Origin of the sequence: Chloracidobacterium sp. (assembly GCA_016711345.1) — a bacterium.
GTDB lineage: Bacteria > Acidobacteriota > Blastocatellia > Pyrinomonadales > Pyrinomonadaceae > OLB17.
Genome location: JADJTD010000001.1, coordinates 3,145,638 through 3,163,168, shown reverse-complemented (window position 1 = coordinate 3,163,168; position 17,531 = coordinate 3,145,638). Strand labels below are relative to the sequence as shown.

Below are 17,531 nucleotides of genomic sequence, written 5' to 3'. Positions count from 1 at the left end.
TGTTGAGCCCTTACTTACGTGCGGGCTACTGACACGACTATCTTCCCAAAATGCGAGCCGCTTTCCATGTAATTTAGGGCTTCGCGAGCCTTGTCGAATTCGAATACGCGGTCGATGACCGGCTTAAGGTTGCTTGCGGCGATCTCGGCGTTCATCTCTTCAAACATCTGCCGCGAGCCGATGAAGATTCCCTGTACGCGAATTCCCTTCATAAAGACCGGCACCGGATTAAATTCACCCGACATGTCTAATGCACCGATCAGAGCGATGTGGCCGCCCACTCGAACCGCCTTAACAGAACGCGGCAAAGTGCCTGTTCCGCCGACCTCGATCACGTGATCGACGCCGATGCCGTCGGTCAATTCGAGTACGGCCTTGTCCCAATCGGGCGTTGTTTTGTAATTGATGATCTCGTCTGCACCAAGCTGTTTTATGCGTTCGAGCTTTTCATCGCTACCGGAAGTCGCGATGACCTTTGCCCCGAAGTGCTTTGTAAACTGCACTGCAAAAACCGACACGCCGCCTGTTCCAAGCGTCAGAACAGTGTCGCCGGATTTTATCTTTCCCGAAACCACAAGAGCGTTCCAAGCGGTCAGCGCGGCACATGGCAAAGTCGCGGCTTCTTCGTAAGAAAGATGTGCGGGAACCGCAACCAAACCTTCCTCGTTAAACGCTCCGTACTCGCGAAGAACGCCGTCGTTCCCTGCTCCGATAGCGGACTTTGATTTTGCGGCAGACGGCTCACCGTCGGTCCATGCTTGAATCACGGTCGAACAAACGCGGTCGCCGGTCTTCCATTTGGTGACGCTTTCTCCGACCTCGACGATCTCGCCCGAACCGTCTGAAAACGGCACCGCAGGCAGCTTCATTCGAGGATTGTATTGGCCTTTGACAACCATCACGTCGCGGAAATTGAGCGACGCAGCGTGAAACTTTACAACAACCTCATTCGGCGCGGGCACAGGCATTACCCGCTCGACAATGCTGAGATTTTCGATGCCAAATTGTGATATTTCGTAAGCTCTCATTGGGAGCAAATAACCGCCGCAAAACCGTGATGATATATAATTCCCAATCAATCTTATTCAAAAGTCGAAACAATTTTGTTACGGCGAATATTAAAAATCCTCTCGCTCAAAACGTATGCCCCCATTTGATTTTTTGCGCGATATTTAACGGAAACTCTCCAGTATGGTTCATTACCTATATTGATTCCGGTCACTTTTGACCAGCGAACTATACGCATTGAATAGGGGTCATGTAACGATTCGTTGAAATAGGCCATCACAATAGCCACTTTGCCGTCCTTAGCTTGGTATGGTTTTGGACCGAGTAGTTTTTTATCTTTGGGTTCAGATTGCTCGATTGAAGTCGGACCTGAATAATTACCACTACTGATACGAGTTCCTTTTATTGACACAGGCACAAAGACCTTCCCTTTTGGCGTCATCATACCGGGATTCGCCGCCTTTAACTCTAAAACACTTACACCTGTGCTATCGGACATATTTTGCCAAGTTTCGCTAACTTGTTCGCGTGGAATCCTGATTTCCCGTCCTGCACCTAAAACCGTATTAGGAAGAAGTCCATTAAACTTTGCGATACCGATACCACTTACCCTATAGCGAGCAGCAATTTTGGCTACAGTATCACCCGCTTTAGCCCTAACAACAATAGTGCTTATCGGTTTGTCAAGTAATGTGGATTTACTATATGGAACTACAGAATTTCGTTCAATCTGTTTTTTTTCCGGGAGTACAGGTTTTGCTAGATCGTCTAATGGAGAGGGGATAAATGTTTGCTTCGTAAAACCCATTGTCGGAGAGTCCTTTATCGGGGGGAATCGCTTCCTCAACTGAGAATATGCATAGTGGGCTCTAATATAATGGATACGGGCTTGGTCATAGTCTTTTTTTGCTAATTCAAGTCTTGGTTCTTCTGTTTGACCATGGGTGATTAACAGAGCAGTCAATAGGGTTTCTTTAGCATCAAATTCTTGTCGAGTTTCGTCCAAATTTTTTCTCGCCAGAAATACCTCTTTTTCTTCGCCACTTAATGGATGTTGCTGAGTCGCATTTTGTAACACTGATCTTGTGCTTCTTTCGATAAGTTGGTCGTCTAATTTCCATTCGCAACGTGTCACCACTTCGGATATCTGAGGAGACTGACTCTTAAACGGAAACTCAATCCGATATACCGTTTCGATCAGCTGGTCATAACAACCCTGAAGTTTAGGTTCACTTTTTATGTTCATTGCTGAAGTTAAAAAAACTTCAATGGATTTGTTAAATTTCTCACCGGCATCAGCAAACCTCCTGTCCTCATAGGCAAGCAACCCTTCCTTGAACGAAATGCCGGAGTTCTGTAGCACTGTGGCTACTGTGCTCACAACCTGTATTGGCGATTCATTACTTGACTTAGACTCGTCAACTTGAGCAACCACTAATGCGGCTACGAAAAACACCACTACTACTGTCTGCAGACCTCGCCACATGAAAGAGAACCTCAGCGTTTAAGATAAGTTCATGGTTATTTTACACCACGAATTGGAATTTCAACAAAAAAGCCATGCCCGTGAAGAGCATGGCCATCTTTATTTTAATAGGATTAGGAGATTTATTTCGCAGGGATTCTGATCTCGCGTCCGGCGGGCAGAACTGTGTTCGCTAGCACGCCGTTGTATTTTGCCAGTTCGGTCGCATTGACCTTGTATCGCTCGGCGATCTTCAAAACCGTTTCGCCTTTCTTAGCCTTGACGATCGTTACGTTGCTTGGAGCGAGCGACGTCGGCCTATTTGTAGGCCGAGAATACGATGTCGCCTGTAGATTGTTGCCTCTTACAGGAACAAATACTTTGCCGTAAGGCACTGACATTCCGGGGTTTGCCGCCATCAGTTCGGAGACTGTGACGCCGGTCCGGTTCGAGATATTCTGCCAGGTTTCGCCCGACGAAGAATTTGCAAGGTTCGTGTTGTTTACCTGCGAAGCCGGTATGCGTCGGAAAAGAGCGACAACCTGATTTGCGCGGCCAGCCGGAACGTTGATGACGTAAGGCTCAGGCGGCGTCGAATTGCTGCGAAGGTGCGGATTAAGGTAACGCAAATACTGAACGGTCGTGTCCGAAGCCTGTGCAACAATGCTCAAATTCGTCGAAGCCGGGATCCTGATGCGGTCATAACGCAGCGGAGCCGCTGGACGAATATGGCCAAAACCATATTGGTTCGGGTTATTTGCGATCAAGATCGTAGCCAGAATGTTTGGAACGTAGTTACGCGTTTCCTGAGGAAGATATGGATAGGCCGCCCAGAAATTTGTGACGCCTGCACGGCGGATCGCCTTGTCAACGTTGCCCTCGCCGCAGTTGTAACCGGCAATTGCGAGTTCCCAGTTGCCGTAGCGGTTGTAGAGAAACTTCAAATATCGTGCAGATGCTCGCGTCGCCTCGTCAAAGCTGTTTCGCTCATCGACATGAGCGGTTCTACGCAGTCCGTATCTCGCACCGGTTCCTGGGATAAACTGCCACAAGCCCGACGCCGCCATGTGAGACATTGCTCCGGGCTTCCAAGCACTTTCGACCTGTCCGAGCCACGCGACATTCTCAGGAATTCCCTCTTCCTTAAAGATGCGGCGGGCCATGAGCATGAACATTCCCGAGCGGTAAAGCCCGACTTCCATCGTCGTACGCCCGCGTCCGCGATAGTAATTTATGTACTGCTGGATCATCGGATGGACCTGAAAGGCAAACCCGAGTGATTTATTGGCGACCGCATACTGGATGTACTGATACTGCTGCTGGGCGACAGGATTGTCGTCGATCTGCTGCTCGTCCGCTGTCAATTTAAGCTGCGAAAGCTCGTCGAGCGGCGAAGCTTCAAACTTTTGAGTGTTAAATCCGCTATTAGCAAGATTTGCTTGGCTTGCGGCATTCACAGCAACGGTTGTATCGGAAGGCAACCCCGCAGACTTTGGTGTTGCGGTCTTAATTCGGCTGCTGATCCTATCCGCCAAACCGCTATCGATCGCGGTCCATTTGCAGGTCGCCGAAAGGTCCTTGATCCTCGGCAAATGGCCTCTATCGGGAAACTCGAGGAGATATACCGTCTCGATAAGCTGGTCGTAACACGATTGAAGGTTCTGCTCACGCTGGATATTCAGCGTAGAATTGAGGAAAACTTCTACTGATCTGTTAAATTTCTCGCCGGAATCGGACATTCGACTGTCCTCATAGGCAAGCAGGCCTTCCTTAAAAGCCACTCCTGACTCACGAAGGACGGTATTGACCGCTTCCTTTGCCTTTTCTATCTCAGGAGTATTCTGCGCGTTCGAACTCGAACCAAACGCAAAAAATAATACCGCTATAATACTAAAAAATCTAAAATTGCTTTTTTTCATTAAATAACTCTAACGTCTTATAATCACAAAAGTTGCGTATCTCCTGCCGAGCAGAAAATATCGCAATTTAATCCTTTGATTTTACCATCCACTAAGCACCTTGTCAAAGCTTAAGTCCTTATAGAATAAGGGCTATTGGCTCTGGCGATGGCTTAAGACGCCTTTGACGCCTTGGCTTTCTGGCCCTCAGCGGGCAAAATGCTCGCCTTTAGTGCAACTTCGAACACCTGTTGCACGTTTTCGACAAATATAAACGTCAAATCGTCGCGAACTTCCTGTGGAAGGTCTTCCAGATCACGTTCGTTCGGCGCCGGGAGGATGACCGTCTTGATCTTTGCCCGCCGTGCCGCTAACAGTTTTTCTTTGACGCCGCCTACCGGAAGCACGTTGCCACGCAAAGTGATCTCGCCCGTCATCGCCACATCCTTGCGAACAGGACGCTGGGCCAAAACGGACACAAGTGCCGTCGCCATCGTAATACCTGCGCTTGGGCCGTCCTTCGGTATTGCTCCTTCGGGCAAATGGATATGGATGTCAAAATTCTCAAGCACAGTTTCGTCTATCCCAAGCTCTTTTGAACGTGCCTTTGCATACGAGAACGCTGCTTGAGCAGACTCTTGCATCACTTCGCCAAGCTGGCCGGTGAGCAAGAGTTTGCCCTTGCCTTTTGTTTTTAATGCTTCAATAAACAAGATGTCGCCGCCGACGGCTGTCCAAGCGAGGCCCGTAACGATACCGATCTGATCCTTCTTCAATGCACCTTCGTTAAAGATTCGCGACACACGCAGAAAATCCTTAAGATTGTCTCGCGTGATCTGCATCGGCTTGAAGCCGCCTTCGCGCTCTGCCTTGTTTCGGGCGACTTTGCGGCAAACTTTGCCGATCTCACGCTCAAGCTGCCTTAGGCCGGCTTCCTGCGTGTATTCGGAGATGATCTTTGCTACGGCCTTGCGGTCAAATTTGACGTCGTTCTTTTCCAAACCGTTCTCTTCGATCTGTTTCGGGATCAGATGACGCCTGGCGATCTCGGCCTTTTCTTCCTCGGTGTAGCCTGAAAGCGAAATGATCTCCATCCTATCGCGCAAAGCAGGTTGGATCGTATCCAGCACGTTGGCAGTGGTCATAAACATCACGTTTGAAAGATCAAAGGTGATGCCAAGATAGTTGTCGCGAAATGTCGAATTCTGCTCGGGATCAAGCACTTCGAGCAAAGCGCTCGATGGGTCGCCGCGAAAATCCGCTCCGACCTTGTCGATCTCGTCGAGCATTATCAAAGGATTGTTCGTTCCCGCTTGCTGAATTGCTTGTATGATGCGGCCGGGCATTGCTCCGACATAAGTTCGTCGATGTCCGCGAATCTCGGCTTCATCATGCAAACCACCAAGCGACAATCGGATAAATTTACGATTCAATGCTCGTGCTACCGAACGGCCAAGTGACGTTTTGCCTACTCCGGGCGGGCCGACGAGACATAGGATCGAGCCTTTTGGCTTTTCGCGAAGCTTTCTTACGGCAAGCGATTCGACGATCCTTTCTTTTACACGCTCAAGGCCGTAATGGTCGTCATCGAGAATTTTTTCGGCCTTTTTCAGGTTGAGATTATCTTTTGAGGTTTTTGACCATGGAAGATCGGTCATTATATCCAGCCAATTTCTGAGCGTAGCGGTTTCGGCTGTGTCGGGATGCATACGCTCAAGTTTTTTCAATTGTCTGAGCGATTCTTCCTCTCCATTTTCGGGCATTTTCGCCTTTAAGATCTTGTCGCGATACTGTTCGATCTCCTCGAAAAGTTCATTTCCCTCACCCAGTTCAGATTGTATGGCCTTCAACTGTTGCCGCAGGAAATACTCCCGCTGTGACCGGTCAATATCGGCACGCGCCTGTGTGTTTATCTCCTGCTGAACCGTGAGTACATCGATCTCTTTGCTCAGAAGGTCATTCACGCGTCTCAACCGAGGCACAGGATTTTCAATATCGAGCACGCTCTGCGCGTCTTCGACTTTGAGTTCGAGATTCGACGCAGAAAGATCGGCCAAACGTCCGGCGTCATCAAGATTGGCGATGATCGCTAAAACCTCAGGAGAGATGTTTTTTCCGAGGCTCGCGGCACGTTCCATTGAACCGCGAACATTACGCACAAGAGCCTCGACCTCAAGCGAATTTTCTGGTGCAAGAGGTTCTGATATCGGCGTTACTCCGGCCTTAACATAATCGCCGCTGCCTATTACCGAATCTACGCGGCATCGCGAGAGGCCTTGTATCAGAATGCGAATACGGCCGTCCGGCAATTTGAGCATTCGCATGATGATGGCAACGGTGCCGACGGTGTATAGATCGTCCTGTTCCGGTTCTTCTTTATTTACGTCTTTTTGCGACACGAGCAGGATCATCCTGTCCTGGCCTAAAGCAGTTTCGACCGCTTTTATAGACCTGTCACGCGAGACAAAAAGCGGGACGATCATGAAAGGATAAATAACAATGTCGCGCAGCGGCAGAACCGGCAGTTCCGCCGGTATCTGCACCATGGGCTCGATAACATCTGTCTCAAGAGAGATAGGAAATTCTTCGATCTCAACCATAAACTTTTATGTTAAGTGACTTGGAACAAAAGGGCAAAACTTGAGTAGTGGAGGGACGGCGAGCAGGCTTGGGTTTAGCCGATGATCCGACGGAGAAAGTTCGTTTTTTCTTCGGTGAGATCTAAAAAGCGAACGCCGAAACCAAACCCCGGTAAAAGGTATGCAATTTCGCCGGTAAACCGCTGTGAATCACCCTGTCCGATCGTAATTGTAAGCGATATTGGCTCGCCTTCTACGACACTTGCGATCGAATCGACGTAGCAGCCGCCGAGGCTGATCTCACCAATGCGGGCCTGATAATTTCCGGAGGAAAACTCTAACGAAGCTTCGGCAAAATATTCTTTACGTTCGTATTTTCTTTGTTCGGACATAGATATTTCCTCCTACTTTTTTGTTTTCTTGGTTTTTCTTGTTTTTGAACGGACGAGGTCTTTTACTTCGGACATAAATTCGGACACGTCTTCAAATTGAAGATAGACAGATGCGAAACGAACATATGCGACCTTATCGAGAGCTTTTAGCCGCCGCATGATGATCTTGCCGATGTCATTGGTCGAAAGTTCGCGGTCGAGCGAATCCTGTACATTTTTTTCGACCTCATCGACGATCGCTTCTAATTGAGGTGTCGAGATCGGACGTTTTTCCGACGCACGAAATAGCCCGGCGAGCACCTTATTTCGGTCCCAACTCTCGCGTTTGCCGTCTTTTTTGACGACCATGTAGGGTATCTCGTCAATGCGTTCGTAGGACGTGAAGCGGCGGCCGCAGTCCAAGCATTCGCGGCGGCGGCGAATCGAATCGCCGTCCTTAGATTCCCTCGAATCTACGACTTTATCTTCTATATGTGAACAAAAAGGACAACGCATTAGCTTTCTGGTTGAAAATCCGGCGAATCTGTCTCGATCTCACGTTCGGCGTTCTCGCTTGAGAGCAGGCTACGAAAACGTTCGACACTAATGTCACCGTGGAACAAATAGTATAACCCGAACACCAGCGCCGGTGCGAAGTAGATAAGGTGCATCATTATCGAGACTGCTGCCGCCTGATCTTTATCGACACCGAGAAGAATAAGGCTGAATGCAGTTGCCCAATGAAACGCTCCTGCTCCGCCTGCAGGCGTCGGTGTAAGGGCGGCAAGTGTTGCCACAGCCATTACAAAAGTCGAGTCGAGGAACGTCATCGGCATACCGCCACCCGATGTTAGGCCAAAAGCCAGCAAGATCAACCATGTCGGTATCGCGATCGAGATCCACAAAACTGCCGTCCAAAAAACTGACAGAAACACGCCCAACGGGCTTTTGAGGATGTCGAGCGACGACGCGAGCTTTTTCAAAATGCTTAGAATCAGGTATTGCAGCCGCCCCGGAATAAATTTTTGGTCGATCAGACGCTCGAAGAACGAAATGATCGGTATTGAAAATCGATGGTAAACGACAAGTCCGATTATGCCGGCCAGAATCAGCCCGCTCAGAACATTTCCGGCAGATTTAATATAGGCAAATTGATCGGCATGTTCCGGCGGGATTCGAAACCAAATAAGACTGATCGAAAAGAACGCCATCACCGACGCAAGGTCGAGGATTCGCTCAAGTACTATGGTCACGAACGCAGAGCTCGGACGTATGCGGCGATCACGCATCGGGAGCCACATCGGGCGAACAATCTCACCAGCGCGGCCAACGATTAGAATTGCCGCAAAACCAACTGTAGTCGTCGCAAAAAGATCATGAAGACGCGAATCCGAGATCGGCTTGAGCAGCACTTGCCAACGCACTGCACGGATAAAATAGCCGAAACAGATCCCGATAAATGCCAAAGCCAAATAGAACTTATCAGCCTTTGCCAAACCGGAGCGCACCTCTGCCCAATCCAGGTTCCTCCCGAAAAAATACAGGATGACAACCATGACCAGAAAAAGGACGATGAATTTTAGATGTTTACGCAAATCTATGCTGCCGAATTCCTATCGAACGGCTCCTTTTCGTTTTGGACAGATTGTTAAGCTATCTTTCCCACAGTGTCTGTTGGAAAGCGACAAAGACATTAAGATACAGCATTAGAGCGAAAAATGGAAAAATTGGCATTCGCAAATGCCCAAAAAGCCATTTGAGAAGATAAAAAAGCCACCTCGCTCCACCCAAAAAGCCACTGCTATCGCTCAACAACACAAACCCGCATCGGCCGCCGGATCGGAATGCCCCCTCCTGTGAAATATTTCACAAGGGTATGGACTTTCTCGCGCTTTCAGGACGCTAATTTTCACTTTTTAGACGCGGCCGCGACGGCTTTGAATTGTTAGGTAGGCATTTAGGACGGTGCCGTATCAACGGAACAGTGTTTGCACTGATATTGGGTGTGATGGAAACTACAACGATAATTGAAAAAAGTATGGAAACGAAGTTCAACTTTGCCTTTGCGGACAGCCCATTCAATGGTGAAAGGTCACCCTTGGCCATCACGGATGATTTCGCAATGAAGAAGTTGCCAATGCAGGCTTGGGAATACTGTATTTTCGAGATCAAGGGAATCCACTCAGATCAAGAACGGGCAGAACGTGTTGATGAGCTGAATAAGCTGGGCGCGGCTGGATGGGAACCAGCAGGAACAACTTCAGGGGGGTCTCAATACCACGAGTATATAATCTTCAAACGTCCAGATCCGCTCACAGCTTCAATTTCGTGACCCGCGCATCTGAGCCAGTCAACGCGGACTCCATACCATGCTCGAGATACGGAACGCCACTTGCCTTAAGCGTATATTAGAGGACGCCGAAAGCCCGGTAACAGCGACAAAAACCGGCAACATCCATAAGCCATTTGGGACGTCATACCAGTCGATTAATCGAGGAGGTACCAAAATGAACAGGTTTATTAGATCACATAAAATTTTGATGATCGCAACGTTTGTATTTTTTGCATTATTTTTTACACTTACGTCATTTGCGCAAAAGCCTGGTCCGCCAATAGGAGGGGCTGCGCCGTTAAATCCGCATGATTTCTCGGATTCGTATTACATGCAGAATGGTGTGCACTATAAAGGCATAATCTGGAGGCGAAATGGTGCTGATGGGTTATCGGTTTTTAACGACCAAAGGTACACCAATTATCGGAACGTACGCGTAACAGTGACAGTACCGGCATATACCCAAGGCGGTGAACCTTATTTCTGGTACCCTTTGGGTGAGCTTACAAACACCGGATTTACCGAGGACACAGTCGGAATTATGGCCATGCAAATGGCGAAGCTTTTCCCGATCTATTTGTTTCCGGACGAGAAGTACATCACCTACAACACAATTGTGAACACGAGGCAGGCACCGCTGGTCGATAACTCGCTGGCGTGGTATGCCGAACCGGCGAATCCGCTCGGGCTGCGCGAAGTTTTTCTTGTAAATTACAGCAAAAAGGCGCATTCGGTGGATGGAGTCAAAATCATGCAATACATGCGTGAAAAGAATGGGACCGCAACTGATGGTATGCCGATCATTAAAACCCTCGTAGATCTCCAAATGCTTTACGAACAAGGGTATTTGACAATGGACTACGGCGATTCAGAGAAAGGCCCAAACATCGGACATTATGTAATGGCTCCGATCCTGAGCGACCCCACGAAGGGCGTCATCGCAAAGGACGCTTTCCTTTGGATGTCGACCAGAGATGGAAACCCGTTAAAGGCGGAAATGTTCTTTGTGGATCAGTTTAACTGTCTGCAGCGGACAGGTGAATGGTGTCAACAATAACCATCACCCGATTTATCCTAGAAGGGCTGCCGATCAGGCAGCCCTTTTTTGTCTGAGATAATCTTCTATTTTTTTGGATCCCTTTCGAAAGCGTCTTAAGGAGCGTATCCACCGAAAACTCGTTGTGGATGGTATCGACAAGGAGCTAACAATGCTCCTGTGGCTAGAAAACACGATCAGGGTCGGCCACAAATAGAAAGGCCTGTAGTACGCGCATATTCGCTTGCGGTTTTACTTTCGACAAAAAAAGCCGGCCGCATTTCAGCGACCGGCCACATCAATTAAGATCATTTCCCTGGGAAGGGACAATTTAGGTAAATTTACCGAACGCCGACATTTGAAGGGCCGGTGGCAGTGATCGAAAATTGCGATCCGCTGTTGAGTTCGAGGTTGTCGCGGCCTTGTAGAACTACTGTTCCTGCACCAGCTCCTCCGCCTACAACTGCTCCGATCGCGGCGCCTTTACCGCCGCCTGCGATGGCACCGATAATGGCTCCCAAAGCGGCTCCGATGCCCGAGCGGACAACGGTCGTTGTCGTTTGGCTCTTGTCCTGAACCGTTCCTTCGTTATTGACGGTTATGGTATTCCCATTTGTATCGCGAACCTGATCAACGATACCGGCAAATGCATATGTACGCCCATCACGCGTTCTGATCGTATCGAAGCTGAGCGTCATATTCGCTCTGCCCGAAACGACGCCGGAACCTTCGCCATTGACGGTGCCTTCGATAACGGCGCCATTATATTGCGACGGTGAAGTAACCGTCATTGAAAAGCGGTCGTTATCTCGTGTCGTTTTGGTAGAGATCGACGAATCGAGCGTCGCGACGATCGCGGTGTTGTTCGGGATCAGAAACCTGTTTGACTGATTGCCGCCGTTGTTTGTCGGATAACCGGTCGTGTTCCATTCCGGTGTCTGACTCGTTTTGTCATACACACTCGCGACTGTCACCGTTGTGTTCTGGTTTTCGATGTACACGCGGCGAGTAACCTTGAGCTGGCCATTATTCATCGGCGTAAAGCTGACGTAATAGTCATTCATACGGTCGCCTTCGTAGTTGATCGTCAGATCACGGTTTGTCGCTGTGACATTCGTGGTAACGGTTCGACCGTTTGGCGAGGTCTCGGTTTGACTGACGCCATCAGCATTGAGAGTCACCGATTGAGCGTTTGCCGATGACATAGTCACCTGCTGGCCGCGTTTTTCGAATGTGAGTGTTTCAGGCGACGTCAAGCGACGTTCGAGGCCGCGTCGTGACCGTTCACGCTGATTGGTATCAATGTTTGCATTCGAGATCGCCCGAGCGACCGCGTCCTGCACGTTGTCACTCTGAGCTGAATTCAGCCGATAAGTACCGGTCAATCGCGAATCAAAGTCGCTGTAGCCGTTGTTACCGTAGTTGCCATTGTTACCGCTGTTACCATTGTTGCCGTATGGGTCGTTGGGATAGATGGGATTGTTCCAGTCCCAGCTAACTCGGTAATAATTAGCAAGCGTGTTCAGATCGCCGCGGACGAGGTTCCATTTGTTGGTAACGTCATTGTTCGTGCGATTTGACGACATAAAGCTGTTGATCGAAGCCGACGGACGCATAACCTGGTCGATACCGGCATTACGGTTGCGATCGTTGAAGTTACGGCTCAGATCATTCAGAGCACGGTTAAATTCCGAGATATTTTGCGGTACATTAGCCGCCGAACCCATTTGCCCGTTTCGGTTATAGCGATTGTTCCAGCTATTGAAACTCTGTTGAAACGAGGTGCTGCGCTGCTTGAGCCTGTTTAGCAGATTTCTCATCTGCGTAACGCTTACCGTGTATGAGCCTTGGTATGTTGTCGGCGTCACGGCGTCGTTCCATGTGTAGCGCACCTGATAGTATCCGCTAAGCGTGTTCAGATCGGTTCGGATCTGGCTCCACAGATTTTGAGAGTTTTGCGACATGCGATTGTTTCGCATAAAGCTGTTCAAGAACGCCGCCCTGTCCAACACTTGCTGAACGTCATTAGACGAGGAACGACGCGAGGAGAAGTTGTTTTTGAGATTATCTGTCGCCGTCTCAAAGTTTGCGACGATCTGATTGATCGAATCTTCCTGTCGTGTTCCGTCAATGTTGCTTCGGTCCAGAGTGCGGTCAACCGCGGTTTTGAATTCGTTTGTTCTGCTCTCGATCCGGTCCAAAAGTGTCTGAACCTGACGGTCAGTTGCTCGATAGGCCCGATTCTGTGCCTGAGCCGTTGTGCTGAATGTGAACGCTAAAGCGATCAATGTAAAATATGTAATATGTCTTAAATTAACTTTCATAAGGTGGTCCTCCTGGAACCATGTATTGGGAAATTGTCGATCCTCCCGGATATTTTGCCTCGCTGCGACGGGTGAAGACTGTTCGGAGCTATACAATATTCGAGGCTTTTTGACCGTTTTTAGCCTGTTTTGAATGAGAATTAGACTCACTTTGTAATCCTTCGAGCCCGTCCATTACCGATCCGGCGGCTTCGGAAATAGCATCAGTGACAACATCTTTGCCCGAAGCAAGTTTGCCGGACGCGAAATCATAGACGGCTTCCGCTTTGTCCTTTACAGTCTGCACAGCGTCCGTTGACCGACGTTTCAATTCGTCCGCTTTTTCAAGCGTCGCGTCGTATCCTTTTCGCGAAACATCAGCGATATCGCCGCGTAATTTGAGTCCTGATTTAGGAGCAAAAAGAAGCCCCAGGACCGCACCTATGGTTCCGCCGATCAACAAATAGGTCACGCCATTAGCGAAACCGTGTTCACATTTATTATTTTCTGTCATTTTATTATTCCTCGTTGATTAAAGTGGTTGGACTATGAAAAGTACCGCCGCAAGTCACAATACTGGCGGCCACTAAGTATTATTGGGAGAACTTAGCTTATTGACTAAGGATATGGAATATAACTGTGTTTGTATGTATGGTAGAACACAATGACAAAACTGTCTGTTTTAAGAGTAACGCGGTTGGTAACAAATGAGATTTCACCTAAGAAATCGTTAAATCTGCTATATTTTTATTGGAACTTTTGTTTTTGCTGCCTCGTAACTAATCATTGACAAGGCGAGGTTTCGTGCTTTGTTGCTTTAGAGCAAGGGGCAGTAAAAGTTTCGGGAGAATACGTTTTTGGAAGCATTAAAGGCTGTGACCGAAATAAATGGTGCGGAACTCGTCAGGCGTGCTCGGGCAGGGGACGGCGCGGCGTGGGAAGATATTGTCTCGGCTTATTCTCGCCGGATATTCAATCTTGCCTACCGTTTTACATCGAGCGTTGACGCAGCAGAAGACCTCACACAGGATGTTTTCATCCGCATTTATAAGACGCTTGAGCAATTCGACGCGAAACAAGGCGATCTTTCGAATTGGCTGATGCGGCTCGCCCGAAATTTGATAATTGACGATTACCGGCACCGCCAACGGAATCCGCAGAATTCGATGGCCGACGCGGTTGACGATCATTCCTACCATTTGCGTGCAGCCGGGACTTCGGCCCACAAGGAGATGGAGCGAAAAGAACTCGCTTCGCAGGTGCAGGAAGGCATAGATAAATTGCCTGAAGATCTGAGAACATGCGTCATTTTGCGTGACATCGAGGAATTGACGTATCAGGAGATCGTTGACGTGTTACAGATCCCTGAGGGAACCGTCAAATCACGTATCAATCGCGGGAGAATTGAGCTCGCGAAGATATTGAGACGGATGAGGGTTGTGACTATATAAGGAGATATTAACCGCAGAGACGCAGAGAATTAAGATGATTGTCGAAGTGATATTTCAATTGATTTTTCAAGGGTTTGAATTGATTTTACATAGCGTCGCAGGGGCTCATAGGTATAAATAATTATGAAAAAGGAGCAGACAAACATAGTAAATTGTTCGACGTTCGAAGAACTGTTGACCGATTATCTCGACAAGACGCTTGAGTCGCCGGCACATAAGGCTGTTGCGGCACACGCGCTTAGCTGTCCGCTATGTCATTCGTTGCTCAACGACGTAAAAGAATCTCTTGAGGTCTGCCGCAATATTGCTGTTCCCGCTCCTTCGATAACGCGGCTTGAGGCACGGGTCATTTCGATGACGATGCCCGAAACGGCGATGTCGTGCGAGGATTTCGAGGGCTATCTGACAGATTATCTCGACGGATTTTTGCCGGCGGCTTCGTTCCATAGATGGGAACGCCACGCAGCGCTTTGCACTACTTGCGAAGATCTGCCCGGAATGGTCGTTCGTTCGATCGCGGCTTGTTATACATACAAGATGGAAGAGTTGCCGCTTCCCGCAGGTTTGCATGTACGAATTCTCAATCTGACCCTCGGCACCGAAAAAGCTAAGGAAGTAAAAATGTCGTGGGGAGCACAGGTTGGCGAATGGTTTCAGGGACTGCGATTTCCGGTTGGCATTCCACAGCTTGCTCCGGTCGCGATGATGTTCCTTTTTGCGTTTCTTGTCTTTAGCCAGACGGTGTCGGCTGACGGATCGCTCGCCGGGGTTTACACACAGAGTTTAGAACTCGCCGAGCAAACATATCAGCAAAGCGCCGATGCGTGGAACGGCAAGCCAAATTCTGAGGTAGAAACGATCAGGCAAAATCCGATCAGCGGCACAACCGATGTAAAAAACGAGGACAATAAATAATGAATTGTGCCTATCACACTCAAAATGCTGCAGTTGTCGGTTGCAACAGTTGTGGACGTCCGCTTTGTCCCGCTTGTGACCACCGCATCAAGGGTTTCCCTTTTTGTCAGGACTGCATCGTTCAGGGTGTCGATCTTTTGAGACAGCAAACCCGCGCTGACAATGTGCCATTTGTAAAGAAACGCACCTCACCGGTGATCGCGACATTTCTGTCGATGATCTGTCCGGGACTCGGAGCAGCTTACAACGGCCAGACGGTTAAAGCTCTTGTGTATTTTGCGGTTTTTGTCGGGCTGTTCCAGATGGCTATCCTGACTGGCGGAACGCCGCTATTTGTGCTCGGCTTTATGGGCATGTGGTTCTTTGCTGCTCTCGACTCCTGGCGAACTGCTCAGATGATAAGATCGGGACTAACGCCGGATGTAGCCGATGATATATTAGTAAGCCGATTTTCTGGCAATCCGAAGTTGTGGGGCATTGTGCTTTTGGTTCTGGGTGTCGGATTTGTGTTCAGTCGATTTATTGATCGTGCATTTTTAACGAGGGTTATTTTGCCTGTGATGCTTATCGGCCTCGGAATTTATGTAATCAGAGGCTACATTCTAAAGCCAAAGGCTGCTGAATCAAGATATGCTCCTCGTGAGCAGCCTAATTTTGCGATCGCCCGTTCACAGCCGAACCAAGCCGAGTATCAAATGGCCGATTTTACCAACCGGCCGCGAAGCGGAAACTGGCGGGATATTTAAGGAGTTTGAATTATGTTCATAAAAGCCGCGTCTGTTGTAGGAAGTCTTCTTGCGATCATCGCTCTAGTTATTGTTCTTCTAAAAACGCTGATCGGCTTTGTCGGCTTTCTGGCGTTTGCGGTCAAACTCATTATCGTTCTGGCGTTCCTAGCAGTTTTTGCTTTTGTCGGGTTTATGCTGTTTCGTGCATGGCAGGATAAGCAGAGAGCCGGATAGTTCAAATATGCACAGGCCCGCACGTTAGTAAGGGCGAAACCTTCGACCTGAGTATTTCGCCTTTACTAACGTGCGGGCTTCTGCATTGCTACATATAGTACCGGTTTGGCACATTTGCCTTTTTGGGTAGCTTATGTTGTTATATTAGTAAGTTTCTCATCATCGTGTTTGAGACGATCAAGGGGTAAATCACCCACACTCAGCGAGAGTTTGTAGTTTATTTTGACTCTTGTAGGTTTCGCGTTAGTCGCTCGCGGCTATTCTTGCGTGATTCCGCGTGCTGAAAATGCTTTTTATTTTCAGTGCGAAATCATTAAAAGGAGCTTAAAAGCATAATGCAGAAAAACGACAAGTCATACGCTTTTCTTTTATCGCATTCATCAAAATCGAGAATTTATATTAAACGGATCGCAATCTCGAAACGCTATGCGCATTTCGGTTCGGTCAGTGTCTTTTTATTTCTTTGTTGTACAGTTTTAGGTGCCGGGATCGGAAGTCTCATCGAAACGCCTGTGTTAGCAGAGGCATTTGCAAGGACTTCCCTGCTTACTCGAGTCGCAGCCGAAACAGTCGTTAGGACTCCAAAGCCCGATCCGGCTGAACCCGCTGCGGGAGGCGATTACGCTCTGAACAGCGGCGGCCCGGCAAATAACGAGCAGCCTCTCAGCGGTGATCCCGAGATCGACAGCGAAGTGCTTGCGATCCGCAACAATGCAGATCCAGACTTTCTGCCGACAATGTGGGCGCATTTAGGTAAGATCAACAACGAATTCGGCTTTCGACGTAATCCTTTCGGCGGACGAGCCTATGAGTTTCATCCCGGAATGGACATTGACGGCGAACGCGGCGATGTAATAGTTGCGCCGGCAAATGGAACAGTCATTTCCGCTGGTTACAAAGGCGGTTACGGCAACCTCGTCGAGATCGATCACGGCAACGGCCTCACAACACGTTACGGCCATATGTCGAAGATCGAAGCCGAGGTCGGCCAGACGATCACGCGAGGCACAACGATCGGTCAAGTTGGTTCTACAGGCCGTTCAACCGGCCCTCACCTTCATTTTGAAGTCCGTCTCAACGACAAGCCGATCAATCCACGCCTATTCCTTCCGGCTGAACCAGTCGACCTCAACGCCATTGAGCGTTAATTGGAATTGCATTTAGTACCTAAAAAGCGAGCTAAATCATGGCTCGCTTTTTTGTATTTAGGC

The 17,531-nt window shown here is 48.8% G+C and carries 16 protein-coding genes; 7 read left to right on the top strand and 9 right to left on the bottom strand.

Annotation, left to right across the window (positions count from 1 at the left end):
* Positions 1 to 14: 14 nt before the first annotated feature.
* The 7 genes from IPL32_13095 to IPL32_13065 form a co-directional block, all read right to left on the bottom strand.
* Entirely contained in the window at positions 15 to 1,028 is a 1,014-nt protein-coding gene (locus tag IPL32_13095; protein MBK8466759.1) for an NAD(P)-dependent alcohol dehydrogenase, read from the bottom strand.
* 53 nt (positions 1,029 to 1,081) lie between these two features.
* The gene (locus IPL32_13090; GenBank protein ID MBK8466758.1) at positions 1,082 to 2,467 is read right to left on the bottom strand and encodes a LysM peptidoglycan-binding domain-containing protein; all 1,386 of its coding nucleotides are present in this window, start codon (positions 2,465 to 2,467) and stop codon (positions 1,082 to 1,084) included.
* Positions 2,468 to 2,616: 149 nt separating this feature from the next.
* A complete protein-coding gene (locus IPL32_13085) occupies positions 2,617 to 4,392 on the bottom strand; it encodes a transglycosylase SLT domain-containing protein (protein MBK8466757.1) in 1,776 nt (591 codons plus the stop codon).
* Between the two features lie 152 nt (positions 4,393 to 4,544).
* Positions 4,545 to 6,971 carry an endopeptidase La gene (gene lon / locus IPL32_13080; GenBank protein MBK8466756.1) on the bottom strand — a complete coding sequence of 809 codons (2,427 nt, stop codon included), beginning with the start codon at positions 6,969 to 6,971 and terminating at the stop codon, positions 4,545 to 4,547.
* 74 nt (positions 6,972 to 7,045) lie between these two features.
* A complete protein-coding gene (locus IPL32_13075; GenBank protein ID MBK8466755.1) occupies positions 7,046 to 7,342 on the bottom strand; it encodes a PilZ domain-containing protein in 297 nt (98 codons plus the stop codon).
* Between the two features lie 12 nt (positions 7,343 to 7,354).
* Entirely contained in the window at positions 7,355 to 7,837 is a 483-nt protein-coding gene (nrdR, locus tag IPL32_13070; protein MBK8466754.1) for a transcriptional repressor NrdR, read from the bottom strand.
* A complete protein-coding gene (locus IPL32_13065; GenBank protein ID MBK8466753.1) occupies positions 7,837 to 8,916 on the bottom strand; it encodes a flippase-like domain-containing protein in 1,080 nt (359 codons plus the stop codon). The genes nrdR and IPL32_13065 overlap by 1 nt, the downstream gene beginning before the upstream one ends.
* Positions 8,917 to 9,305: 389 nt before the next feature.
* Here IPL32_13065 and IPL32_13060 point away from each other — a divergent pair, with 389 nt between their 5' ends.
* Together IPL32_13060 and IPL32_13055 are read left to right on the top strand one after the other, a co-directional pair.
* Positions 9,306 to 9,653, top strand: coding sequence for a hypothetical protein (locus IPL32_13060; protein ID MBK8466752.1), 348 nt, complete (start codon positions 9,306 to 9,308; stop codon positions 9,651 to 9,653).
* Positions 9,654 to 9,828: 175 nt separating this feature from the next.
* The gene (locus tag IPL32_13055) at positions 9,829 to 10,710 is read left to right on the top strand and encodes a hypothetical protein (protein ID MBK8466751.1); all 882 of its coding nucleotides are present in this window, start codon (positions 9,829 to 9,831) and stop codon (positions 10,708 to 10,710) included.
* Positions 10,711 to 11,030: 320 nt separating this feature from the next.
* On the opposite strand, the gene IPL32_13050 is transcribed toward IPL32_13055, so the two are convergent.
* Both IPL32_13050 and IPL32_13045 read right to left on the bottom strand, forming a co-directional pair.
* Complete coding sequence (locus tag IPL32_13050) at positions 11,031 to 13,013, bottom strand: hypothetical protein (protein MBK8466750.1); 1,983 nt, start codon at positions 13,011 to 13,013, stop codon at positions 11,031 to 11,033.
* Between the two features lie 88 nt (positions 13,014 to 13,101).
* Positions 13,102 to 13,506 (bottom strand): YtxH domain-containing protein, encoded by a 405-nt coding sequence (locus tag IPL32_13045; GenBank protein MBK8466749.1) that lies wholly within the window; start codon positions 13,504 to 13,506, stop codon positions 13,102 to 13,104.
* Between the two features lie 343 nt (positions 13,507 to 13,849).
* Here IPL32_13045 and IPL32_13040 point away from each other — a divergent pair, with 343 nt between their 5' ends.
* The 5 genes from IPL32_13040 (at position 13,850) to IPL32_13020 (ending at position 17,468) form a co-directional block, all read left to right on the top strand.
* Positions 13,850 to 14,443: a sigma-70 family RNA polymerase sigma factor gene (locus IPL32_13040; GenBank protein ID MBK8466748.1), complete on the top strand. Its 594-nt coding sequence runs from the start codon at positions 13,850 to 13,852 to the stop codon at positions 14,441 to 14,443.
* A gap of 123 nt (positions 14,444 to 14,566) precedes the next feature.
* Positions 14,567 to 15,358: a hypothetical protein gene (locus tag IPL32_13035; GenBank protein ID MBK8466747.1), complete on the top strand. Its 792-nt coding sequence runs from the start codon at positions 14,567 to 14,569 to the stop codon at positions 15,356 to 15,358.
* Positions 15,358 to 16,104, top strand: coding sequence for a hypothetical protein (locus IPL32_13030; protein MBK8466746.1), 747 nt, complete (start codon positions 15,358 to 15,360; stop codon positions 16,102 to 16,104). The genes IPL32_13035 and IPL32_13030 overlap by 1 nt, the downstream gene beginning before the upstream one ends.
* A 12-nt stretch (positions 16,105 to 16,116) precedes the next feature.
* On the top strand, positions 16,117 to 16,320 hold the full coding sequence (locus IPL32_13025; protein MBK8466745.1) for a hypothetical protein: 204 nt from the start codon (positions 16,117 to 16,119) through the stop codon (positions 16,318 to 16,320).
* A gap of 335 nt (positions 16,321 to 16,655) precedes the next feature.
* Positions 16,656 to 17,468, top strand: a complete 813-nt coding sequence (locus IPL32_13020; protein MBK8466744.1) for a M23 family metallopeptidase — start codon at positions 16,656 to 16,658, stop codon at positions 17,466 to 17,468.
* Positions 17,469 to 17,531 lie beyond the last annotated feature (63 nt).